The sequence below is a fragment of the Tenacibaculum aquaeponti genome, from assembly GCF_052084715.1.
In the GTDB taxonomy this organism is placed as follows: Bacteria; Bacteroidota; Bacteroidia; order Flavobacteriales; family Flavobacteriaceae; genus Polaribacter.
On sequence record NZ_CP197288.1, the window covers coordinates 2,057,601 to 2,081,277 of the forward strand.

The 23,677-nt window shown below is 29.9% G+C and carries 20 protein-coding genes and 2 tRNA genes; 15 read left to right on the plus strand and 7 right to left on the minus strand.

Annotated features, from left to right (window positions below; translation table 11 throughout):
- Positions 1 to 10 precede the first annotated feature (10 nt).
- Genes sufB through sufD form a run of 3 tightly spaced genes read left to right on the plus strand, consistent with a single transcriptional unit; the run spans position 11 to position 3,610 of the window.
- Positions 11 to 1,459 (plus strand): Fe-S cluster assembly protein SufB, encoded by a 1,449-nt coding sequence (sufB, locus tag ACSIGC_RS09135; RefSeq protein WP_442264523.1) that lies wholly within the window; start codon positions 11 to 13, stop codon positions 1,457 to 1,459.
- A 59-nt stretch (positions 1,460 to 1,518) separates the two neighbouring features.
- Entirely contained in the window at positions 1,519 to 2,271 is a 753-nt protein-coding gene (gene sufC / locus ACSIGC_RS09140) for a Fe-S cluster assembly ATPase SufC (protein ID WP_299622219.1), read from the plus strand.
- Positions 2,272 to 2,296: 25 nt separating this feature from the next.
- A complete protein-coding gene (gene sufD / locus ACSIGC_RS09145) occupies positions 2,297 to 3,610 on the plus strand; it encodes a Fe-S cluster assembly protein SufD (protein ID WP_442264524.1) in 1,314 nt (437 codons plus the stop codon).
- 95 nt (positions 3,611 to 3,705) lie between these two features.
- Here the strand turns inward: sufD and ACSIGC_RS09150 are convergent, their stop codons facing one another.
- Positions 3,706 to 6,237, minus strand: a complete 2,532-nt coding sequence (locus tag ACSIGC_RS09150; protein ID WP_442264525.1) for a trypsin-like peptidase domain-containing protein — start codon at positions 6,235 to 6,237, stop codon at positions 3,706 to 3,708.
- Positions 6,238 to 6,609: 372 nt separating this feature from the next.
- Here ACSIGC_RS09150 and ACSIGC_RS09155 point away from each other — a divergent pair, with 372 nt between their 5' ends.
- Both ACSIGC_RS09155 and ACSIGC_RS09160 read left to right on the plus strand, forming a co-directional pair.
- Complete coding sequence (locus ACSIGC_RS09155; protein WP_442264526.1) at positions 6,610 to 7,323, plus strand: DUF547 domain-containing protein; 714 nt, start codon at positions 6,610 to 6,612, stop codon at positions 7,321 to 7,323.
- 147 nt (positions 7,324 to 7,470) lie between these two features.
- Positions 7,471 to 8,265 carry a DUF547 domain-containing protein gene (locus tag ACSIGC_RS09160; protein ID WP_442264527.1) on the plus strand — a complete coding sequence of 265 codons (795 nt, stop codon included), beginning with the start codon at positions 7,471 to 7,473 and terminating at the stop codon, positions 8,263 to 8,265.
- A gap of 78 nt (positions 8,266 to 8,343) precedes the next feature.
- Here the strand turns inward: ACSIGC_RS09160 and ACSIGC_RS09165 are convergent, their stop codons facing one another.
- Both ACSIGC_RS09165 and ACSIGC_RS09170 read right to left on the minus strand, forming a co-directional pair.
- On the minus strand, positions 8,344 to 8,715 hold the full coding sequence (locus ACSIGC_RS09165) for a VOC family protein (protein ID WP_442264528.1): 372 nt from the start codon (positions 8,713 to 8,715) through the stop codon (positions 8,344 to 8,346).
- 11 nt (positions 8,716 to 8,726) lie between these two features.
- Positions 8,727 to 9,605: a DUF4349 domain-containing protein gene (locus ACSIGC_RS09170; protein ID WP_442264529.1), complete on the minus strand. Its 879-nt coding sequence runs from the start codon at positions 9,603 to 9,605 to the stop codon at positions 8,727 to 8,729.
- Between the two features lie 116 nt (positions 9,606 to 9,721).
- Here ACSIGC_RS09170 and ACSIGC_RS09175 point away from each other — a divergent pair, with 116 nt between their 5' ends.
- Positions 9,722 to 10,615, plus strand: coding sequence for a hypothetical protein (locus ACSIGC_RS09175; RefSeq protein ID WP_442264530.1), 894 nt, complete (start codon positions 9,722 to 9,724; stop codon positions 10,613 to 10,615).
- Positions 10,612 to 11,079, plus strand: coding sequence for a hypothetical protein (locus ACSIGC_RS09180; RefSeq protein WP_442264531.1), 468 nt, complete (start codon positions 10,612 to 10,614; stop codon positions 11,077 to 11,079). Before ACSIGC_RS09175 ends, ACSIGC_RS09180 begins: the two co-directional genes overlap by 4 nt.
- Positions 11,080 to 11,081: 2 nt before the next feature.
- Here ACSIGC_RS09180 and ACSIGC_RS09185 read toward each other — a convergent pair whose 3' ends face one another.
- From ACSIGC_RS09185 to ACSIGC_RS09200, 4 genes are all read right to left on the minus strand, one after another.
- Entirely contained in the window at positions 11,082 to 11,729 is a 648-nt protein-coding gene (locus ACSIGC_RS09185) for a hypothetical protein (RefSeq protein WP_442264532.1), read from the minus strand.
- 49 nt (positions 11,730 to 11,778) lie between these two features.
- A complete protein-coding gene (locus tag ACSIGC_RS09190; RefSeq protein WP_442264533.1) occupies positions 11,779 to 12,987 on the minus strand; it encodes a DUF418 domain-containing protein in 1,209 nt (402 codons plus the stop codon).
- An 83-nt stretch (positions 12,988 to 13,070) separates the two neighbouring features.
- Positions 13,071 to 14,279 carry a 2-oxoglutarate dehydrogenase complex dihydrolipoyllysine-residue succinyltransferase gene (odhB, locus tag ACSIGC_RS09195; protein ID WP_442264534.1) on the minus strand — a complete coding sequence of 403 codons (1,209 nt, stop codon included), beginning with the start codon at positions 14,277 to 14,279 and terminating at the stop codon, positions 13,071 to 13,073.
- A gap of 41 nt (positions 14,280 to 14,320) precedes the next feature.
- Positions 14,321 to 17,047, minus strand: coding sequence for a 2-oxoglutarate dehydrogenase E1 component (locus ACSIGC_RS09200; RefSeq protein WP_299681354.1), 2,727 nt, complete (start codon positions 17,045 to 17,047; stop codon positions 14,321 to 14,323).
- A 198-nt stretch (positions 17,048 to 17,245) separates the two neighbouring features.
- Here ACSIGC_RS09200 and ACSIGC_RS09205 point away from each other — a divergent pair.
- From ACSIGC_RS09205 to ACSIGC_RS09240, 8 genes are all read left to right on the plus strand, one after another.
- A tRNA-Asn gene (locus ACSIGC_RS09205) sits at positions 17,246 to 17,319 on the plus strand.
- Between the two features lie 207 nt (positions 17,320 to 17,526).
- Positions 17,527 to 17,600, plus strand: a tRNA-Asn gene (locus ACSIGC_RS09210).
- A 141-nt stretch (positions 17,601 to 17,741) separates the two neighbouring features.
- Complete coding sequence (gene xerA / locus ACSIGC_RS09215) at positions 17,742 to 18,839, plus strand: site-specific tyrosine recombinase/integron integrase (RefSeq protein WP_442264535.1); 1,098 nt, start codon at positions 17,742 to 17,744, stop codon at positions 18,837 to 18,839.
- A 155-nt stretch (positions 18,840 to 18,994) separates the two neighbouring features.
- On the plus strand, positions 18,995 to 19,510 hold the full coding sequence (locus ACSIGC_RS09220; protein WP_442264536.1) for a hypothetical protein: 516 nt from the start codon (positions 18,995 to 18,997) through the stop codon (positions 19,508 to 19,510).
- Positions 19,511 to 19,961: 451 nt separating this feature from the next.
- Positions 19,962 to 20,690, plus strand: a complete 729-nt coding sequence (locus tag ACSIGC_RS09225; RefSeq protein ID WP_442264537.1) for a hypothetical protein — start codon at positions 19,962 to 19,964, stop codon at positions 20,688 to 20,690.
- Positions 20,691 to 20,861: 171 nt separating this feature from the next.
- On the plus strand, positions 20,862 to 22,280 hold the full coding sequence (locus ACSIGC_RS09230) for a hypothetical protein (protein ID WP_442264538.1): 1,419 nt from the start codon (positions 20,862 to 20,864) through the stop codon (positions 22,278 to 22,280).
- A gap of 204 nt (positions 22,281 to 22,484) precedes the next feature.
- Complete coding sequence (locus tag ACSIGC_RS09235; RefSeq protein ID WP_442264539.1) at positions 22,485 to 22,910, plus strand: hypothetical protein; 426 nt, start codon at positions 22,485 to 22,487, stop codon at positions 22,908 to 22,910.
- A 165-nt stretch (positions 22,911 to 23,075) separates the two neighbouring features.
- A complete protein-coding gene (locus ACSIGC_RS09240) occupies positions 23,076 to 23,558 on the plus strand; it encodes a hypothetical protein (protein WP_442264540.1) in 483 nt (160 codons plus the stop codon).
- The last annotated feature ends 119 nt before the right edge of the window (positions 23,559 to 23,677 follow it).

A 23,677-nucleotide genomic window follows, 5' to 3' on the forward strand; every position in this document is an offset into this window, starting at 1 on the left:
AAACTTGACGATGAGTAAATATACAGAAGACGATTTAAGAGAAGAGTTAAAAACCAAAGAATACGAATATGGTTTTTATACCGATATAGAAAGTGAAACATTTCCTAAAGGGCTTAATGAAGATATAGTTCGTGCTATTTCTAAAAAGAAAAACGAACCTGAATGGATGACAGAATGGAGATTAGAAGCTTTTAGAATTTGGCAAGAAATGGAAGAACCAGAATGGGCTAATGTTAATTACGAAAAGCCAAAATTCCAAGATATCTCATATTATTCGGCTCCTAAACAAAAACCAAAATTAAATAGTTTGGATGAAGTAGATCCAGAAATGCTAGCTACTTTCGAAAAATTAGGAATCTCTTTAGAAGAACAAAAACGTTTAGCTAATGTTGCTGTAGATATCGTTATGGATTCTGTTTCTGTAGCTACTACTTTCAAAGAAACTTTAGCCGAAAAAGGAATTATATTCATGCCTATTTCAGAAGCAATTCAAGAACATCCAGAATTAGTAAAGAAATATATTGGCTCTGTAGTTCCACCAACAGATAACTTTTATGCTGCATTAAATTCAGCAGTTTTCTCAGACGGATCTTTCTGTTATATTCCTAAAGGAGTTCGTTGTCCTATGGAATTATCTACATACTTCAGAATTAATGAAGGTGGAACAGGACAATTTGAAAGAACTTTAGTAGTTGCTGACGAAAGTAGCTATGTTTCATACTTAGAAGGATGTACCGCACCTCAACGTGATGAAAATCAACTACACGCAGCTGTAGTTGAATTAATTGCTATGGACGATGCAGAAATTAAATACTCTACAGTTCAAAACTGGTTCCCTGGTGATGCTAAAGGAAAAGGTGGAGTCTTCAATTTTGTAACCAAAAGAGGATTATGCGAAACAAACGCTAAAATTTCTTGGACTCAAGTTGAGACTGGTTCAGCTGTTACATGGAAATATCCTAGTTGTGTATTAAAAGGAAATAACTCTGTTGGAGAATTTTATTCAATTGCAGTAACTAACAATTACCAACAAGCAGATACAGGAACAAAAATGATTCACTTAGGTAAGAATACTAAGTCAACTATCATTTCTAAAGGTATTTCTGCTGGTAAATCACAAAATAGTTATCGTGGTTTAGTTCAAATAGGCTCTAGAGCAGAAAATGCAAGAAACTTCTCTCAATGTGATTCTTTATTAATGGGTAACGAATGTGGAGCACATACATTCCCTTACATTGAAGCTAAAAATAAAACGGCTCAAATAGAGCACGAAGCAACTACAAGTAAAATTGGTGAAGACCAATTATTCTACTGTAATCAACGTGGTATCGATACTGAAAAAGCCATTGCACTTATTGTAAATGGATTCAGTAAAGAAGTATTAAATAAATTACCGATGGAATTTGCTGTAGAAGCACAAAAATTATTAGAGATTTCTTTAGAAGGAAGTGTCGGATAATTCAATAAATAATTAAAACAAAATTAGAAATCAAGCTTTAAGCTAATAGCATAAATAAGATGTTAAAAATTCAAAACTTACACGCAGAAGTAGAAGAAAAATCAATCTTAAAAGGATTGAATTTAGAAGTAAAAGCAGGAGAAGTACACGCAATTATGGGACCTAACGGAGCTGGAAAAAGTACAATGGCTTCTGTTATTGCAGGTAAAGAAGAGTATGAAGTAACTTCTGGAACTATTGAATTAGAAGGTGAAGATATTAGTGAATTAGCACCTGAGGAAAGAGCACATGCTGGAGTATTTTTATCATTCCAATATCCTGTAGAAATTCCTGGGGTAACAGTAACAAATTTCGTTAAAACATCTATCAACGAATCAAGAAAAGCACAAGGTTTAGAAGAAATGCCTGCTAAAGAAATGCTACAAAAGATTCGTGAGAAATCTGAATTATTAGAAATTGATCGTAAATTCTTATCACGTTCTTTAAACGAAGGATTTTCTGGAGGTGAAAAGAAACGTAATGAGATTTTTCAAATGGCAATGTTAGAACCTAAATTAGCAATCTTAGATGAAACAGATTCTGGTTTAGATATCGATGCATTACGAATTGTTGCAAATGGTGTAAACAAATTAAAATCTAAAGACAACGCTGTTATTGTTATCACACACTACCAACGTTTATTAGATTATATCGTGCCAGATTATGTACACGTTTTACACGATGGTAAAATCGTTAAGACTGGAGATGCTTCTTTAGCCTTAGAATTAGAAGCTAAAGGATACGATTGGATTAAAGAAGAAGTGAACTCGTAATTCATTTCAAAAACAACACTAGAGAATGGAATTAAAAGATAAATTAATATCATCATACGTTGCTTTTGAAAATGGATTGAATGTGAATTCTGACGTTCATGATATTAGATCAAAAGCGCTTCAAAATTTTGAAAAACTAGGCTTTCCTACCAAAAAGTTAGAAGCCTGGAAATACACTTCTTTAAATTCAGTTTTAAAAGAAGATTATAGCCTATTCCCTAAAGCTGAAAAAGCTGTTGAGTTAGCAGATGTAAAGAAATACTTCATACATGATATTGATACATATAAAATCGTATTTATTGACGGAAAATATAGTTCTTTTTTATCTGAAACTACTCACGATAATATTGACGTTTGTTTATTATCATCTGCTCTAGATAAAATTAAATATAAGCCCGTAATAGAAAATTACTTTAATAAAATAGCTAAGCAAGACAATTTAACATCTTTAAATACTGCTTTTGCTAATGAAGGAGCCTATATTTATATACCTAGAAATGTAGAAGTACAGAAGCCTATACAAATTATTAACTTTACAACAGGGGCAGAAAATGCAACAATGGTTCAACCAAGAAACTTAATTGTTGCTGAAAGAAATGCACATGTACAAATTATTGAACGTCACCAAAGTTTAACAGATCATCCTGTATTAACCAATTCTGTAACTGAAATTTTTGTAGACACGCATGCTAATGTTGACTATTACAAAATTCAGAATGATAACGTTAACGCTTCTTTAGTTGATAATACTTACATCGAACAACAAACAGAAAGTGTTTGTTCTGTACATACTTTTTCTTTCGGAGGAAATATTACTAGAAACAACTTAAACTTTTACCAAAAAGGAGAACATATTAACTCTATTCAAAAAGGAATTACTATTCTTGAAGGTAAACAACATGTTGACCATCATACATTAGTTCATCATATTGAACCTAATTGTGAAAGCCACCAAGATTATAAAGGAATTTACGGAGATCGTTCAACAGGAGTTTTTAATGGTAAAGTAGTAGTTGAGAAAGAAGCTCAAAAGACAAATGCTTATCAACAAAATAATAACGTCTTAATTAGTGATAAAGCAACTATAAATGCTAAGCCTCAATTAGAGATTTTTGCAGATGATGTAAAATGTTCTCATGGATGTACTATTGGCCAATTAGACGAGCAAGCATTATTTTATATGCAACAAAGGGGAATTCCAAAAAAAGAAGCTAAAGCTCTTTTAATGTATGCCTTCGCTAATACAGTATTAGAAAGTGTTAAAATCCCAGAAGTAAAACAAAGAATCAATAAACTAATTGCTAATAAACTAGGAGTTAACATTGGTTTTGACCTTTAAAAACAATAATATTTTACTAAAATATAAAGCAAAAACCCTCTTGAAATCAAGAGGGTTTTCTAGTCAATTCAATAAATAATTATACTACTCATTTATTATTCTTCAATAATAAATTTCTTACTAGTTTTGGTAAACTTATTTTCTATTCTTAAAATATAAACTCCTGAATTTAATCCATTTGTTTGAATTGTTTTTGACGGATTTATATTTCCTTTTTTAACAACTTGTCCCAACATATTTACTATATTATAAGAAGCATCTTTTAAGCTTCTATTCGGGCCTAATATTTGTAATGCATTTCCTCTTTTCAATGGATTAGGCGCAACTTGGATAGTTGTAAATAGATCTTCGTCTTCATCACCTAATACATCAACTCTAGTTCCAAAAGATTCAGCAACAACCATATTTGAATTTTCGCAAGAGCCTTCATAAATTCTAACATTAGAGAATGTAGAATTATTACCTGACCCTCCATCATTATCATTAATAAACACTAAACGATCCATATTTCCAGTATAAGAACTTCCTACTGGAATAGTATATGTTACTGTTCCACTAGTATAGTTATCATAATTAGTTATTCCATAATTTTGAGTACCGTGTACTTTAAAATAACGAGAAGATGTTAACGTATTATCATCCTCGAAACCTACTCCATGAATCTCTCCTTGTGAGGTACTAGAAAATTGAAATTCTATTACTGTATTAGCAGTAACAGTATAATTCATAGGTAAGTATTTCCAAGTATTATTTGTTAATGTTAAAGAAGCACCAGAATTTCCAACAGATGAAGTACCATCGGCATCTTGGTTAGAGAATGATGTAATTGAGAAATCATTAAAGTTTAAGGCTGCACATGCTGGAGGATTAGGGTCTCCTCCACTAGACAATGATAAATCATCTATTGCTATGTCACTAGACCAACTTGAGCCAGTTGTACCCACAAAACGTAATCTTAATTCACTTTGCCCTAAATAACTACTTAAGTTTACAGAAACACTATTCCATTGATTACCTTTATTTCCAGAATCATTCCATAAGCTTGTCCATGTAGATCCATCAGTAGAAGCCTCTAACTTTAAAGACCCAACACTTGTTCCATACATATGATTACTAAATGAAAATGTTGCAGACGACAAACCTGAAAGATTAAAACAAGGACTCTCTAAAATAGCAGTAGCATTAGAACCTATTTGACCTGTACTTCCATTTGTAGAAGCTTCTAAAAACAAGTAAAAACTTCCATCTGCACCAGAACTTGGCCCTGTTCCTGAAGAAGGTGTACCAGAAGCATCTCTTACCCAATTTCCATCATCTCCACTTGCTTGCGTCCAACCAACATTAGATTCAAAACTTTCTCCATAAGGAAAAGAACTAACAGTTGAAGTACATTGAGTAGGGTTTGGTGGATTACCTCCCCCTCCATTATTATCAACTCCATTAGTAGGCATATCATTACCTATAGAAGAAATTAAATCATCACTTCTTCCGAAAGAACCATTAGGACACTCACCAGTATTATGAATAGCTAATACCAAATTAGAATTATAATCAATTACAGGAGAACCAGAACTTCCTCCTTCAGTATCAGCAAAATAATTAATTGTTTTTTGAGGTACACGTGGAGTACCACAATCTCCTACACAATTTACTGTAGAAAAACCACTATCTGTATTTACAGAAATTTCTTTTCTTCTACCACCTGGATGCTGAGGAATATAAATTCTATCACCAGCAGAAGGCAAAGCAGAGCTTAAACTTAAATATCCATAAGTAGCAGTTGGGTTAGTCGGTAATTTAACTAAAGTATAATCTAAACTAGAACTTGTTTTTATAAAAGTAGCAGATGAAGCAACTACGTCAGAACTAGCGGCACTTGTACCAGCACAATTTGTATTTTGGTAATTAAAAACGAAATCTGTGTTTTGAGCTGCTGAAGAAGAACCTATACAGTGATTATTAGTCATTAAATGACCTTCGTTTCCTAATAACCAACCTGTACAACTACTACTACCATTGATTATTAAACGACAAACTGCTTTTGCTTTTTCAAACATTTCAGTTCCTTGATAACAAGCTATTTGCTCTTTATTATCACTAGAACATATAGCTCTATTTTGTAAAGATTTGTTATCATCAAAAATTTTAGCAAGTTTTTCATTGCTATATCCGTAAGCTACTCTAGCAATTTCAAATCCTTTATGGTTTTCAATTTTACCATAAGAATACAATTTCACTTCTACTTTATCATCAAATAAAACTTTAGACCAGAAATCACTAATCATAGTCATATCACTGTCTACTATTTTACCTTTACCTCCGTAGATAATTTTTTCTCCAGTAGTTTTACCAGTAATCTCAACATAATCGCCAGGAGCTAAATCAAAATCTTTAAAATACAATTTTACATAAGCTGAATTCTTAGAATAAAATTCTTTTTTGAACACCATATCAGGTTTACCGTCAATGTTTTTAAATTTTAATTCCTTTAGATCTTGATAACTTTTAGTCATCTTAACATCAGAATCAAATTCATCTCCAATTTTAAAAGTTTTTTGTGCTTGAATACTATGAGCACATAGGAAGGAAGTGACTAAAAAAGTCACTTTGAAAAAGAGTTTTTTCATTTTGAAGGGTTTATAGTTGGTTAATAACTTATTAACAAATCTATAAATTAAACATAAAATATACAATTTTTTATCTTAAAACATACATAAAGCATAATAATTTTAAACTTTTTAACTAAAAAAACAAACAAAAATCATTTTAAAGAGACTTAAAATACTTCTTTTAAAAAATTAAATTTTGTTAATTTTTACTATCAAACAAACCCCTTGAAAAACCTAGCTAAACTTCCTTTTTTTGAATTTAAAAACACTTAAATTTTAACATAATTTATTTTTGTTTTAATTTTTTTTACCGCGCATTTGTAATGTATTTTTTTTTTACCCGTCTTAATCTTTGTAAATAAATTCCCCCCGCGGACAAATTAACACAAAATGAAAAAACTATTTATTACTTTATTATTCAGCACATTAACATACAGCATCCAGTCTCAATCTAACGAAGTTTTTAACGCACTATTAAAAACCTATGTGACTTCAGACGGAAAATTAGATTACAAAGGTTTAAGAAAAAACAAAGCTGTTCTAGACATTTATTTAAATCAATTAGAAGCTACAATTCCTTCAAAAAAATGGTCTTCTAAAAAAGCTAAAGCTTTTTGGATGAATGCTTACAATGCTTACACTATTAAATTAATCATAGACAGTTACCCTTTAAAAAAGTTAACTGATATAAAAATAAAAGGAAGAAATGCTTGGAAATTACCTTTCGCTAAGGTGGGTAAACAAACATATTCTTTAGATTATATTGAACATAAAATTTTAAGAAGATGGCACGATGATGCTAGAATACACGTTGGTATAAATGCAGGATCTGTTTCTGGACCTAAATTCCCTAACTACGCTTTCAGCGCGAAAAACATTGATCAAAAACTAGAAAGTTTAATGTCTGATTTTATAAATGACACATCAAAAAATAAAATTACTTTAACTAAAATTGAAGTCTCAAAGATTTTTGAGTGGTACCAAGAAGATTTTACATCTAACAACACACTAGTAGACTATATAAATAAATATTCTAAAACTAAAGTAAATGATAATGCTACAATTTCATACTTAGAATATGACTGGAGCTTAAACGATAAATAAGATAATTATCCCTTGTTCATAAATAATCCTAAAAAAACGAGTAGTTTAAAATCTACTCGTTTTTTTTTTAAATCTTCACAAACCAAAACTATATCACTGAAATTCATTATATTAGAGTGTTTTGAAAAAACACAATTTTAATTAATTATGAAAAATTTCTTATCCCCAATTATAATTCTACTTTGTTTTAATACAATTTATGGTCAAATTGAAGATTACAATACTATTCTTCAGCAAAATATTAACCTTAATGGAAAGATAAATTATAAATCAATCCTAAAAAACTCTGACAAACTAAACTCTTATTTAGATTATTTATCAAAAACGAAACCAAATGAAGAGTGGAGCAATAATAAAAGAAAAGCCTTTTGGATTAACGCATATAACGCATATAACGCATATACAATTAAGATAATTATTGACAATTACCCTCCTAAAAAAGAAACAAGCATAGAAGAAAAACAAAATACAAATAGCACTATTGGTTTTATAGTCACAAGTACAACCAATAATAGTATAGTGCATATAAAGAAAAAAGGTAAAGATGCTTGGAATTATCGTTTTGCTAATGTTGGAGGTAAAGTTTACACATTAAATGAAATTGAACATGGTATTATTAGAAAACAGTTTAACGATGGTCGTATTCATTTTGGATTAAATGCGGCAAGTTACTCTGGTCCTAGGTTTACAAATTCTGCATTTACTGAAAATAATATTGAAGAAAATTTAGAAAAACTAACCAAAGAATTTATTAACGACTCAATTAAAAATAAAATAACCAATACAGAAATAGAAATATCTAAAGTTTTTGAATGGTATCCAGAAGATTTTCAAATGGGAGATATTATTGCTTTTATTAACAAATATTCTGAAGTAAAGATTTTACCTAATGCTAAAATCAGATACATGAATTATAACTGGAAACTTAACGATCAAAATTAATTTTTTTAAACAACTACATAACTTATCAGATAAAGCGGACTAGAAATTCTTCTATTCCGCTCTAACTGACTTTCATTTTTATACATGTTGATCTATTAAAATTGTGTTTCCATCAGGATCAAAAAACACAATACTTGCAGGACCAGTTGTAGTTTCATCTGTTTCTTTTTCTAATTTGATGTGGTTCTCTTTTAAGTGTTTTTGAATCGTTCTAACATCATCAAATTCTTCTAAATTATTTGCATTTTCATCCCAACCTGGATTAAATGTTAAAATGTTGTTTTCGAACATTCCTTGAAATAAACCAATCAACGAATTTCCATTTTTCATGATTAAATAGTCTCGTTCCATTTCTCCAGCGAATACTGAAAAACCTAGTGTTTCATAAAACTCTTTTGATTTTTTTAAACTTTTAACAGACAAACTTATTGAGAAAGCACCTAATTTCATTGTAAGAAGATTTAGTTAATATCCTCTAATTTAGTATTTTTTCTTTTTCGGTATAACAAAAATCCCACAACACCTATTAAAATCACTGGCCAAGTATGTACTAGAGTTAGCACTAAATTCTCTAGAAAAGTCCAACCAAAGGAAATCGCTCGCTTAAATTTACTGCCAAAAGTTTCTGTTTTTATCTTTGAAAATTTATAAGGAATTTCTTCATATAATTTTACATGAATTGTGCTTAACATTACTCTATTGGATAAGTATTTCAATCGACCTTGTGCTGCTTCAATTTCTTCCTGAATAGCACCTAACTTCTCTTCTGCATAAATAATATCTTCTACGGTTTTAGCTTTCTTTTTTAATATGGTTTCATAACGTTCTTTAACTTGAAGTTTTGTTGCTAATCTTGTTTCTATGTCTAGAAATTCTTCAGTTACATCTTGAGTACTCACATTCTCATAATCTAAAACTTCAGCATAAGTACTAATCGAATCTAATAATACATCGAAAGATGCTTTCGGTACTTTAATTGTAAAATTATTTTGCTTCTGATAAGAGGTGTTTTCATATCGCAAATTTGCTATGTAAGCATTATACTTTTCGAGTAAAGTTTTTATTTGAGCAGTTGTTGTTTTTACATTTTTAACTTTAAGTTTTAACTCTCCAGTTTTAATAATTTTTAATTTCTGTTTTTCAATAGTTTTAATAGTTGGTTTATCTTTTACTTCTTCTGAAGCAGCAAATGCTTTCAAATTACTTTCCTTAGCGAAACTTTCTGAAACACTGATATTCTCATTATAAGATGGAGATTTGTCGCTACACGCAAAAACTTGTGATAATAATAAAAACAACATCAACAATTTTAATTGGATTTTGATTGAATAAACTTTCATAACTTTATATTTAATAATTCGTTTTACAAACCTATTTTTGTTGCTATACATAGCCTTGTAAAACACTTGTAAAAGCTTTGTAAACTATTTTACAAAACAAAAAAGCTATTAGAACTTTGGAGAAAACCGAATCTTATCACTTTGATTTACTTAAAAAAGAGCTTGTTGTTACTTTTTTAAAAACGCATAGCGCACCAAAAACCATTGAAGATTGGAAAGGAGAAGACATTGTTCTTTTTCAGGAAGATTTATTTGATAAGGTGAAAGGAAAGGTCAGTGAAAAATGGTTTTATACCTATTGTAAAAACACTTCTGATAAATTACCAAGAATTGATATTTTAAATTTATTAAGTAAGTATATTGGCTACGAAAACTGGAATGATTTCGTCACTAAAAATGAAAAAGAAAGAAGTCATGTAATTCCAAAAAAAACTCTACTCTTCGGAATTTCAATTCTTTTAATTAGTATTATCGGATGGACTTTAGTAAAACCTAAAACTAATGAATTTGTATTCTGTTTTGTAGACCAAATTACAGATATTCCAATTACCAAATCACATTTAAATATTACCGTACTATCCAAAACAGAATCTCCTTTGTATCTTAAAACTGATAGTTTAGGTTGTTTTCGACACAAAACTACAGCTAAACAAATCACTTTTGTTGTGAGTTCTCCTTACCATAAAACAGACACCATTACACGTCGTATTGTATCTAATAGTAATAATAAAGTAAGAATTGCTTCTGATGATTATTCTTTAATGTTAGATTATTATGCGAATAATAATGTGAAAGACTGGAAGGTTCGTCAACTAAACTTAAATAATTTAATTTCAAATAATGCTAAAATCTATCGTTTTTACGGAAATGATTTGGGGGTAGAAGTATATTCGAAATTAAACTTTATTCAGCTGATTTCTACTCCAACGAATACTTTAAAGAAAATTAAAATTCTTGATAAAGTTATTGAGCATGGAAAAATTGTTAAACTTAAATTTATTGTACAATGAAACAGTTAATCTACATAATTTTAGTTTTACTATTTATTTCTTGTGCGAATAAAGAGATGAATAAAACCTATGATTTCACTGCTAAAAGTTATACCGAAACTTCTGCTTTAGAAATCACAAAACATGAACTCTTAACAGAGAAGTTCAATCAGTATTTTGATTTATTAAAATTGAAAGCCACTCATCCTGATTTTGAAGAAAACATAATCAATCAACTACAAGAATTATCTCAGAATAAAATATTAGAAATCAATTCAGTTAAAGAGGCTGAAATTGAAAATATTCAAGTAACTGATCAAATTACCTTTGTATCTGATTCTATTGAAAAAATTAAAATTAATTATGATTTGGTTACACCTAAATTAACCGTAAAGGATTCAATTTACGCCTACAAAACCTCTTCTGAAATAACTATAGATGGTGTTAGTTTTCCTAGTTTAAAAATTAAATTTTCTAAAGAATAACCTTATTTCTTCGCGTTTTTTATCACTGCTCTCATTAAAAAATAATATGCTGTATTATATAAAACAACACTTAAAATGATAAAAAACAATGATGTTCCTGTAATTTTCTTTGAACCAGATAAAGTATCAGAAAAAATAAAAATAATAATTGATAATAACATTTCTCTATTTCCGAAAGCTCCTCCTTTTGTAGTAAATAACGAGAAAGCTATAGCTAATAATAGTAATAAACTAAATGTTGTTGCTACAGCTAAATAATAAAAAGTACTATTTACATATAGAACATAAAATATAACACCAAAGAACACAGAAGTTATTCCTAATACTTTAAAAAAAATAATGTAATCTATTTTACTATTCAAATCATAGATTAATTTTAACCAACTTAATCTCAAGCAAACTAAACTTAACATCCCCAGTAAAGTGTAGTCATTTAAAGAAAATAAAAAACCTGTTAAAACAATAAAAAAGGATAATATCAAAAAACTTATCTGGATTTTTTTATTAGTAAAACAACCATACAAAACAACTGCTGATAAACTTAATATTCTAGGCAACCACAACAAATCTTTACAACCATAAAAAATCGTTAAGACATCAACAATACTAAATAAAATAAATAAGATTAAAAGTAAATGCTTAAAATGCATTTTTAATGGATCTTTATAAAGGTTAATCTATAAATATATAAAAGTATAATTAAACATTCTTTTTTAACCTAAAAACCTTTTTATAAGTAAGACATCTCCATAACCATTCTAATGGACCAAATTTAAAATAGTACAACCATATTCTACTAGTAATAATTTGAAAAACAAAAACTAGTAGTGCTATTAAAAAAGTTTGTGAGGGACTAAAAGTTTCATACAGCGATAAACCTACGGAAGAAAACAATAACAAACCAATAAAACTATGCATTAAATAATTCGTTAATGCCATTTTACCTACATGTTTTAAAGGTGACAAAACCTTTCTGAATTTTGTTTTATACCACAACCAACTCATTATCCATAAATAAAATAGTCCCATAATTACATCTGAGATAACCATAAACTTTATAAAAAGTTGTCTTACAATATCAATTTTATAGACATCTAATTTTACCAATACATAAAGAAATAATATTCGATACAGATTAGAAACAACTGCTACAATTAGTACCGGTTTTTTAATGTTAATTATAAAACTTTCTAGAGATTCATATATCTTATTTTTTCCTAGATACAAACCCAATAAAAACATTGATAAGGCTATTGGAGCAAGAAATCCGATTAGCATAGGAAAGTTCGCTCCATATTCTAAAAACCGTAATTGCACACCTTCAAGATAAGATCCATTTCTTATTATATTTCTTACTGATTCTCCTGAATGGTTTATTAAAAATTGGCTAGAATCATAACCTACAACATTAAATAATCGCTCAAATACAAAATCGTAAAAAGGAAAGAGTAAAAACAACAATGATAATCCTAAAATCAATCGGTTCGATTTTTTAATAAAAAACACCGTTAACAAACCCAGAAAAGCATACATATTTAATACATCTCCAGACCAAAGTAAACTGATATGTAAAAACCCAAACAAGAATAAGAAGAACATTCTCCTGATAAAAAAAGCAGTGCTCATTTTTCCTTTTTCAGTTAATTTAATGGCTTGCATAGAAATTCCTAGACCAAATAACAAAGAGAAAATTGGAAAAAACTTAGTATAAAAAAACAACTGCAAAACTTTCTGAGCAATAACATCAACACTAGATGTCCATTGAGTAGCGAATTCATCTTGATTTAAAAATGTAGAATTCATGATCACGATATTCACAACAAAAATTCCGAGAATAGCAAACCCTCTATAAACATCTAATAATTCTATTCTTTTTGTTGTAGCAATTTTTGAATCTTGTAGTTTCATTTTATTGATTAATTATGTGACAAAAAAAATCCTACACTGTTTAGGTATAGGATTTTTTAATTTTATATTCACTTTAAAGAAAATTACATTTCTAAAGCTTTCTTAATATCTCCGTTCATTAGTAATTCTACAGGATTTTCTAAAGCCTCTTTAACAGCAACTAAGAAACCTACAGATTCTTTACCATCAATAATTCTGTGATCGTAAGATAAAGCTACATACATAATCGGACGAATAACAACTTCTCCGTTTTCTGCAACTGGTCTGTTTACAATATTATGCATTCCTAAGATTGCACTTTGTGGAGGATTAATAATTGGTGTAGATAACATAGAACCAAATACACCACCATTTGTAATTGTAAATGTACCTCCTGTCATTTCATCAACAGTAATTTGACCTTCACGAGCTCTAATTGCTAAACGCTTCACTTCGCTTTCAACACCTCTAAACGTTAAGTTTTCAGCATTTCTAATTACTGGAACCATTAAACCTTTTGGCCCAGACACAGCAATTGAAACATCTTGAAAATCGAAAGAAACCATTTCTTTACCATCGATCATAGAGTTTACAGCTGGATACATCTGTAACGCTCTAACACAAGCTAATGTGAAGAAACTCATAAACCCTAAACCAACTCCGTGTTTCGCTTTAAAAGCTTCTTTATATTCGTTACGCAAATCGAAAATTGGCTTCATATTAACTTCGTTAAATGTAGTTAACATTGCCGTTTCATTTTTTACAGCAACTAAACGCTCTGCAACTTTTCTACGCAACATCGATAATTTCTTACGCTCAGAACCACGAGCTCCCATTCCTGGAGTTCCCATAGATGGAACAGCTTTTACCGCATCTTCTTTAGTAACTCTTCCGTCTTTCCCTGTTCCTTTAACAGTAGCAGCGCTAATTCCTTTTTCAGCCAAAATTTTCTTAGCTGCTGGCGACGCAGTTCCTGTTGCATATGTATCTTTTGCTGGTTCAGCTTTAGGAGCTTCTTTTTTCTCTTCAGCTTTTGGTGCATCTTCTTTCTTCTCTGCTCCACCTTCTGGCTTAGCAGCACCCATATCTATATGACAAACTACAGCACCAACTGCTACAGCATCTCCTTCTTCTGCTTTTAAAGTGATAATTCCGCTTTCTTCCGCTGGTAATTCTAACGTAGCTTTGTCAGAATCAACTTCGGCAATTGGTTGATCTTTTTCTACATAGTCTCCATCTTCAACTAACCAAGTTGCTATTTCTACTTCTGTAATTGATTCCCCCGGAGAAGGAACTTTCATTTCTAAAACCATCAGTATTAATTTTTATATCTGAAATTTATTTTATTCTTTTTTTATTTATCAAAAACTTTAGCAATAATTGCTTTGTGGCGCTCTTCTGAACGCTTTTTAGAACCTGCAGCGGGAGCAGCTCTGTATGCATCTGAAACGCATTCTAATCTTGCGTGCTCAAAACGCTCTAACATGTGCGACCAAGCTCCCATATTTTTAGGTTCTTCCTGTGCCCAAACATAACTTTCAACGTTTGGATACTTATCCATAACTTCTTTGATTTTGTCGTTATGTAATGGGAATAATTGCTCAATACGAACTAAAGCAACATCTTCTCTACCTAATTCATTACGTTCAGCTAATAAGTCGTAATAGAATTTACCCGTACAGAATACCATTTTCTTCACTTTAGCTGTATCGATTGTATCATCGATTACTTCTTGGAAAGTTCCTTCAGCTAATTCTTCAATTGTACTTACTGCCGCTGGTAAACGTAATAAACTCTTAGGAGTAAATACCACTAAAGGCTTTCTGAATTCACGTTTCATCTGACGACGTAAAATGTGGTACATATTTGCTGGTGTAGAACAATTTGCAATTGTCCAGTTATCTGTAGAACAAGATTGTAAGAAACGTTCTATTCTTGCTGATGAATGTTCTGGTCCTTGACCTTCATATCCATGAGGTAATAACATTACTAATCCGTTCTGTAACTTCCACTTGTCTTCTGCTGAAGAAATATATTGATCGAAAACGATTTGTGCTCCGTTAGCAAAATCACCAAACTGTGCTTCCCAGATTGTTAAAGTATTTGGTGCAGCCATTGCATAACCGTAATCGAAACCTAAAACTCCGTATTCAGATAAATGAGAGTTGAAAATTGTTAACTCTCCTTTATTTTTAGGATTTGTGTTTAATAAGTTTACACGCTCTAAAGTATTTTCATCACGCATGATCGCATGACGGTGAGAGAATGTTCCTCTTTCTACATCTTCTCCAGAAATACGAACATTGTAACCTTCTTCTAGTAAAGTTCCGTAAGCTAAATTTTCGGCAGTACCCCAATCCAACTCATTTTTTTCAAATACCATATCTGCACGTCCTTTTAAAATACGTTCAGCTTTACGAACAAACTTATGTCCGTCTGGTGTTGATGAAATTACTTTTGCAATATCTTTTAATGCTTCAACAGAATATGTTGTATCTGTTGGCTGTAACATATCTTCTAATTGCTTACGCACGAATCCGTCCCAAACGTCTGGCATGAAATCTTGAATCTTAGAAGTTGTTTTCTTCTTTGATTCTGTAAACTCAGCCTCTAAATGCTCTTTGAATTCGTCTGTAATTTGTTTCACGTAATCTTTAGTTATTGATCCATCTTCTAATAACTTTGCTACGTAAATTTCTTTCGCATTTTTATGCTTCTTGATTAATTGATATAATTTAGGCTGTGTAAAACTTGGTTCATCACCTTCGTTATGACCATATTTACGGTATCCTAATAAGTCAATAAACACATCTTTTTTGAATTTTGCTCTGTATTCCACAGCAATTTGCATTGCGTGACAAACAGCTTCTGCGTCATCTGCATTTACGTGTAATACAGGAGACAATGTTACTTTTGCAACATCTGTACAGTATGTACTAGAACGAGCATCTAAATAATTCGTTGTAAAACCAACTTGGTTATTTACTACAACGTGAATTGTTCCACCCGTTTTATATCCGTTTAATTGTGCCATTTGCACAACTTCATATACAATACCTTGACCTGCGATTGCAGCATCACCATGTACTAAAATTGGAAGAATTTTAGAATCATCCCCATCATAATCTAAATCCACTTTAGCTCTAACAATTCCTTCAGCAACTGCATCTACAGTTTCTAGGTGAGAAGGGTTAGGAACTAAGTTCATTTTCATCTCTTGACCACCTCTGTACGATTTACTTAACGTAAGACCTAAGTGATACTTTACATCTCCATCTATAGTTTCATCTTCGAAATCTTTACCTTCAAACTCGCTAAATAAATCACGAACAGGTTTTTTAAAGATATTCACTAATGTATTTAAACGACCACGGTGAGCCATACCTAAAACACACTCTTGAACTCCATATTTTTCAGCAGCATCACGAAGCGCCACACTAATACCTGGAATTAAAGTTTCTCCACCTTCGACAGAGAAACGTTTTTGACCTACATATTTTGTTTGTAAAAAACTCTCGAAAGTAGAGGCTTGATTTAATTTAGATAAGATGTATTTTTTTTCCTCTAAATTATAACTTGGGTGATTGTCGTTTTTATTCAAACGATCTTGCCACCATTTAATCTCTTCTGGATTTCTAAGATACATATACTCTACACCAATACTATCGCAGTAGATGTTTTGTAAATGCTTAACGATTACAGATAACGTTTGCGGGCCAATACCTAAAATTTGTCCGGCATTAAATACCGTTGTTAAATCTTGATCCGTTAATCCGAAATTTGCTAAATCTAAAGTAGGCGTATATTTTCTACGCTCTCTTACAGGATTCGTTTTAGTGAACAGGTGTCCTCTGGTACGATATCCATTTATTAAATCGATTACTAGAAACTCTTTACGAACTTCTTCAGGAATCTCTATCTCTTCTTCATCAGTTAACGAGTAATTCTCGTTTGCTAAATCATATCCTTGGAAAAAACTTCTCCAACTTGGTTCAACAGCATCTGGGTTTTTCTGATATTGTTCATACAACTCTGAAATAAAACCAATGTGTGCTGCATTTAAGAACGAAAACTTGTCCATATAAAACAATTGTACTTTTCTGTAATAAGAATAACTAATACAAAAGTACAACTTTTAGTAAAATAGCATTCTTTAATTTTAAGATTTTAATTTTGAGACACTAATTAAAAAAAAACGTTTTTTTTCACTAAAAAGTTTGCGGAATAAAAAAATGATGTTATATTTGCACTCGCAAAACACAAATCTTGTGTCGCAAACTCCTCCTTAGCTCAGTTGGTTAGAGCATCTGACTGTTAATCAGAGGGTCCTTGGTTCGAGCCCAAGAGGGGGAGCAAAAAAGTCCAGCAGAAATGTTGGACTTTTTTTATTGAATTTATTTTCAAAAAAACTCACATCTAGTTATTATCCTATCTCATTCATTCTTAACTGATTTAATTCTCTCAACAAAATTTCTTCAAAGAATTACGTGAAATAACGTTTGCGGAATAAAAAATGATGTTATATTTGCACTCGCAAAACACAAATCTTGTGTCGCAAACTCCTCCTTAGCTCAGTTGGTTAGAGCATCTGACTGTTAATCAGAGGGTCCTTGGTTCGAGCCCAAGAGGGGGAGCAAAAAAGTCCAACAGAAATGTTGGATTTTTTTATTGAATTTATTTTGGTCTTCAAACTCTATTTTTTTGTATCGTCTTCGTATTTAACCATTTTCATTTAAATTACTATTTTAGCAATGCTATAAAAGAAAATTGCTATGATGACTAATTCTAATGTTATTTTGGAATGTACTACCCATAAAGGAAATTCACAAATCACTATTCGCTTTATTTACAACAAAGAAATCATTAACATCATTAAAAATTTGAATGGTATAAAATGGAGCAAAAGCTTAAAAAGTTGGTATTTATTGAAATCCTCAGAAAACATAAATAAAATTTTAAACTTACTAGAAAACCATAATATCTCTTTTACAAATCGTATTATTAGAAATCAAAATAAAAAACACATCACAACATTTCCGGTATCTTATGAATTATTATTAAAAAGAAAGAGATACAGTACCAACACAATAAAGGTTTACACTTCTTCTCTTAAAAAATTTATAGATTTCTTAGATAAAAAACCTATTGAAAGTGCAACCGAAGAAGACATTAGAAACTTTCAAGACTACCTAATTCAAAGAAAAAAAGTATCTATCAGCACACAGAATCAAGCCATAAATGCTATTAAATTTTATTTTGAAAAAGTTTTACAGAGAGACCGCAAAACATATTATATAGAACGACCGAAAAAGCCAAAGCAACTTCCAAAAGTTTTAAGTGAGCAACAAATTTTTAAGATATTAAAACACAGTAAAAATTTAAAACATAAGTTTATTTTAGCTTTACTTTATTCATCTGGCTTACGCATAAGTGAGTTATTAGCCTTAAGAAAAGAAGATATTTTATATGATAAAAATCTTATATTTGTTAGATCTGGAAAAGGAAACAAAGATAGAACTACAATTTTCGCAGAGCATATGAAAAAATTGCATAATCTATATATAAATGAATATAAACCAAATTATTGGTTAATAGAAGGATTTAATAGAAAACAATATAGTAGCAGCAGTGTTGCTAAAATTTTAAAAAGAGCTGCTTTGAAGGCAGGAATTTCACAAAATGTCACTCCACATATGTTACGCCATTCATTCGCTACACATATGTTAGAACAAGGTATAGATTTAAGATATATTCAAAATATTTTAGGTCATGGAAGCAGCAAAACAACTGAAATTTACACAAGAGTTACTAGCAAGTCTCTTGCAAAAATAAAAAGTCCATTAGACACTTTTTTAGACAATAAAACAATATAAATCAAACACTTAAACAACAACAAGATAAATGTAGATATACTGCATTTAAGTTTATACAAACGTTACCCACAATAATGAGAAACGCGATAATATATGTTATTTTTCTTTTTTCCTTTTACGGTTTTTCACAGACTAATAAAGAATTTATAACAGACATGGAATTGTCAACTTCTGATATTGATTCAATAGTTTCAAAAACTGAAAAATTTATAAACTCTGAAATACTCCGTATTGAATTAATCAAAATTTTACCGAAATGTAGGAAGGTAAAGTTTTTCAATGATAATGGAGATAAAATTTTGGAAAAGGAATGTGATAACGAAACTATAATTAAAAAAGAGTACATTAAAAATAAAAACTGGAAAGTTGAATTGGAAGAAAAATTAATTGGACAGAAAACCGAAATAAAGAAATCGGATTTTACAATTTTTCTTAATAGTTTGTTTAACCAAAAAACAGATATAGAAGATTATACAGTAGATTCATGTTACGCTCCTCGTCATGGAATCATATTTTATGATTCTAATGAGAATATAGACGGATTTTTTGAGATTTGTTTTGAATGTAGTAATTATAAAATAGTAGGAGAGATTCCAAGATTCATTTTACTATCTAAATCAAAATTCAATAAACTTTCTGAATTATTTGATAAATATGATATGAAGGAATAGATACTGTGGGTAACACCGTGTATAATTCATTGCTTAATTCTGGATTCTTTAGGAAGTATTCGCTGAAACTAAAAACCAATAATTTTTAGTTACATTTGGAAAAAAAACGCAACTAATAATACACAAACCGTTATATGCAAGCCGCATTATTTATCATAATGGCGACTTAAATAAAAAATAGTCAATTTATTTAGTAAAGTCCGCGCCTAGAAAAACCTCGACATAAAAGAACATCTTTAAATAATAGCTTTTAAAATATATAGTCCTTATTTTTCAACTAATAAAGAGCCAGCAAATAACAGTGTGTATATTTAGTTGCGGAATACTAACTTTTTTAAACTAAATCATATTATTCCAAACTCAAAGCTTTTTTATTAAATTTACAGAAAAAGCGCAAAAAAACATACACATAAAACGTTAGCTGTAATAGAACTTAAACCAAAAGATAAATATGATTAGAAGCATAGTAACTAAGTTAACTTTAATCTTAGTTTTTTCATCTTTAATTTCATGTTCTAAAAAAGACATTAAACAGTCAGATGTTGAATATTTTTTTCATGACTTTTATTGTTTTGACTTTGTAAAACAGTGTGAATTAGAAATTGTAAAACTAAAGAATCGTGACACAATAATTTATGTAAATTCAAGTCAAAACCATGGAAACTATGAAGAGTTTCATGGTAAATTAACAAGAATAAATGACACTATTTATCATGTAAAACCTTTCAAACATTATATTCAAAAAGGAAATATTCAAATGCCTGAGAGAGTAGTCAAAGACAGTGTTTTTTTCTATTGTGATAGTTCATTAATAAATAAAGAATTAAGTATTGAGTACTTAAACGGAAGAATAGAAAAACATAGAATTAATTCAACAGAGAATAAAATTTGGATAAACGAGAAATTATTTAATAATAAACAGAACAGAATCTACATCAAATTTAATCACAAAAACCCTGTAGTAAATGAGATTGTTGAAATTGTTTCTAAGTATAGCCCGAAAAGATCAGATATTATTTTTTCTTCAGAAAAAAAGTCAGACGATTTTTATGTTATAATTAATAAGAATAGAATAAAAACTCTTAGCATTGGAGAGGAAAATAATGAATCTTATGGCTTAAAATTTAGTGTAAAGAAAGTAAATTCAGATAAAGAAATTAAGAAAATAATTTATAGATAAAACTACAGCTAACACCGTGTATAATTAATTGCGGCTGAATTTACTCATCGGAAATTCAATCTTATTAATTATCTTTCCGCAACATCGGAAAACGACTCGCGTCCTTTTCCCGCAAAAAATCATACACAAATACGTTACCTGCAAGCTGAAAATCAAGATTAATCAAAACCTATGATAAAAGTTTATTTTGACTGGAATGTTTTATCCCAAATGAAAAATGGAAAACACGATGAATTGAAAGAGCTAATATTAAACAATGAAAATTTATTAATACCCTTTTCAACTTCACACATAAACGACATATCCTCTAGCTTTAAAGAAACATCAAAACAGCAAGAATATATAAATTCTGATTTAGAATTTATTTCTGATATAACAAATGAGTATTGCCTTTTTAATAATGGAAAAGGAATCATATTAGACTATTATCCGCCAAAAGAATTGTTTGAACAAAATATCTCTGACAAAAACACATTCAAAGATATAAGTATAGATGGATTATTAGAAAACTTTGAAGATGATGAATTAACAAAAAGGCTTGTAAAACCAATATTTGATTTACTCAAGTCTATTCCAATTGAAGAGTCTTTTAAACAAGCTTTTGAAACACCTGAAAGTTCTGAAGTTATGGAAAAAATGTTCCCTGGTTTAAAAGAAAACCCTACAATAGAAGGTTTCTTTAAAAGTTTTAGTAAAATGAACTTCAATCTTAACGAATTGGAAGATTATAAAGATTTAAGAAAAACAGTTCAAAGCGGAACAGGAATTAATAGAGATCAAATATTCGATACAAAAAAACCATTTGAATTCATTCAAAAAACTTATGATAAATTAGGTTTCAATCCTGAACAGTTCTATCCTGAATATCAAAATGCTCCAAAATGGTTTGATGATATAACAAATACATATCTAAAACTTGATATGCACGGTTACCAAGAAGATACTGTAAATATCAAAAAAGGCAGAAAAGAAACATTTAAAAATACAACTGATGATGCTTTTCACGCTGCCTTTGCTTCAACTTGTAATATTTATGTAATTAATGATAACAGATCTTTTAAAAAAACTAAAAAAGTATTTGAGGAACTAAATATAAATACTAGAGTTTTCAAACCCAACGAGTTCTTAGAATTTTACAAAAAATTCTTCTATTTTGATAACCCTAACCTCGATTTAAAAATTATGCAAGATTTATTAAAGTCAGATAGTTTTTATGATTCAAAATCTGAAGATGGCATTTTTAGAACATTTTATTTTCCCTATTTTTTATTTGGTTTTTTTAATAAAATTGGAGTCTTTTATCCTACCAACACAGAAGAAGAAACAAGTACTTTCTTAAGTCAAGACAAACCTACAAATTGGTTTATAATCGATAAAGAAGTTAAAAGGTTAGTCAAAAGAATGTTAACTTATTTTGGTAATGATATAGATAATGAAGGAGAACTGAGAGATAATGAATTTAATAAAGATAAATGGGATGGTCGGAAATGGAAATTTGAGAGCCTAACTCTAAGACTTCAAGCAATAAATGGTTATGTCCAGTTATATTTTGATTTTGAGAATGAAAAGCCAGCAGGTAACAAGGTATAAAAATAATAAGGGTTATAGTGCAAAACCCAAATCTTGTGCTAATTAACAAAGACCGCCAAATTTTCAATTTGACGGTTATATAAAAAGAAAATTAACGGTAAAATTGTAAATTTGGCTAAGTACTAAACCGATAAGTAAGAGCGTTTTAACCCCTTACTATTCTTATACAAGACCGTTGGGCAACATTTGAAAATCCCGAGCTGAATGAAAAAATGGATTTTAATAATAACTACAATAATTTTAATCGGAATTGTTGGAATCGGAGTTAAAATCAACTCTGACTTTAATGAAGTTGCGGAAACTTTTCATTCGAAGCATTCACTAAAAGAAGGTGATTTTATTCTTATTTCAAAGGCAATTTCACCAAACAAAAAACATAAATATTATGAATACCAATTAGACAATGGCGGATTTGGATATTCAAGAGTATTTTGGTCTGTTATTGAAAATAAAAAAACTGAATTTGACCTCGAAAAAGGACTAATTCCAGACGGGTTTAAAATAAAAGGCTGGACAAACGAAAACAAACTGATTTTGGAAAAGTGGAATCCTTATTACGAAATCAAAAAAACGGAATTGAAAAGCGGAATGGAAATAAACGGAGTGAAAATAACTCTTGCGGATTATTAGAAAACGTTGCCCAACAAGGTGTATAATTAATTGCGGCTGAATTTCCTCGACGGAAATTCAATCTTATTAATTATCTTTCCGCTACAACGGAAAACGACTCGCGTCCTTTCCCGCAAAAAATCATACACAAATACGTTGTAACACATTTCGACCAAACAAACACAAATGAAATCTAAAATAAACATAATCTTTTTGATTTTAGTCTGTTTTATGTTAATGGGTTGTCCTGGAGGACATTTTCACGAATATAAATATACTGGAACTGAAATAACCGACGATGAATTGCCTTTTACTAAAGTTGAATATGAAAAGGATAAATTTTTGAACATCAGAACAGGATATTACTTACAATTTATTAAACCAAAACAAAGTGGCTTAAGTGCTATAATTGGATTGAGTCCTAATTTTGACTTGAATAAAAACATTGCTATTAAAAATGTGAAATCTTCGGTTTTTGGAAGGCTCGAAAAAGTGGATAGTTTATCTTATCCAAACAGAATTTTTGAAAAAGAGCAAAGTCTGACTTATAATCTGACTTTTGAAAATAACAATGAAACAAGAATGTTGAAAAAAATTGAAAATGACACTATTTCAATCGAATTATTCAACGGAAAAACTTTACAATTTGTTAGAAAAACAACTGAATAAAAAACGTGTTACAACAATGTATAACCGCAATTACGGCGGATTCGACTACGTCCGAATCCACTCGGAATTGCTAAGACTAGTGTTTAATCCGAAAATAATCGCTAATTTAACCCGTAACT

Coding starts and splice junctions, on each gene's coding strand:
- sufB (WP_442264523.1), top strand. CDS start 11: ATGAGTAAATATACAGAAGACGATTTAAGAGAAGAGTTAAAAACCAAA.
- sufC (WP_299622219.1), top strand. CDS start 1,519: ATGTTAAAAATTCAAAACTTACACGCAGAAGTAGAAGAAAAATCAATC.
- sufD (WP_442264524.1), top strand. CDS start 2,297: ATGGAATTAAAAGATAAATTAATATCATCATACGTTGCTTTTGAAAAT.
- ACSIGC_RS09150 (WP_442264525.1), bottom strand. CDS start 6,237: ATGAAAAAACTCTTTTTCAAAGTGACTTTTTTAGTCACTTCCTTCCTA.
- ACSIGC_RS09155 (WP_442264526.1), top strand. CDS start 6,610: ATGAAAAAACTATTTATTACTTTATTATTCAGCACATTAACATACAGC.
- ACSIGC_RS09160 (WP_442264527.1), top strand. CDS start 7,471: ATGAAAAATTTCTTATCCCCAATTATAATTCTACTTTGTTTTAATACA.
- ACSIGC_RS09165 (WP_442264528.1), bottom strand. CDS start 8,715: ATGAAATTAGGTGCTTTCTCAATAAGTTTGTCTGTTAAAAGTTTAAAA.
- ACSIGC_RS09170 (WP_442264529.1), bottom strand. CDS start 9,605: ATGAAAGTTTATTCAATCAAAATCCAATTAAAATTGTTGATGTTGTTT.
- ACSIGC_RS09180 (WP_442264531.1), top strand. CDS start 10,612: ATGAAACAGTTAATCTACATAATTTTAGTTTTACTATTTATTTCTTGT.
- ACSIGC_RS09185 (WP_442264532.1), bottom strand. CDS start 11,729: ATGCATTTTAAGCATTTACTTTTAATCTTATTTATTTTATTTAGTATT.
- ACSIGC_RS09190 (WP_442264533.1), bottom strand. CDS start 12,987: ATGAAACTACAAGATTCAAAAATTGCTACAACAAAAAGAATAGAATTA.
- odhB (WP_442264534.1), bottom strand. CDS start 14,279: ATGGTTTTAGAAATGAAAGTTCCTTCTCCGGGGGAATCAATTACAGAA.
- ACSIGC_RS09200 (WP_299681354.1), bottom strand. CDS start 17,047: ATGGACAAGTTTTCGTTCTTAAATGCAGCACACATTGGTTTTATTTCA.
- xerA (WP_442264535.1), top strand. CDS start 17,742: ATGACTAATTCTAATGTTATTTTGGAATGTACTACCCATAAAGGAAAT.
- ACSIGC_RS09220 (WP_442264536.1), top strand. CDS start 18,995: ATGGAATTGTCAACTTCTGATATTGATTCAATAGTTTCAAAAACTGAA.
- ACSIGC_RS09225 (WP_442264537.1), top strand. CDS start 19,962: ATGATTAGAAGCATAGTAACTAAGTTAACTTTAATCTTAGTTTTTTCA.
- ACSIGC_RS09230 (WP_442264538.1), top strand. CDS start 20,862: ATGATAAAAGTTTATTTTGACTGGAATGTTTTATCCCAAATGAAAAAT.
- ACSIGC_RS09235 (WP_442264539.1), top strand. CDS start 22,485: ATGAAAAAATGGATTTTAATAATAACTACAATAATTTTAATCGGAATT.
- ACSIGC_RS09240 (WP_442264540.1), top strand. CDS start 23,076: ATGAAATCTAAAATAAACATAATCTTTTTGATTTTAGTCTGTTTTATG.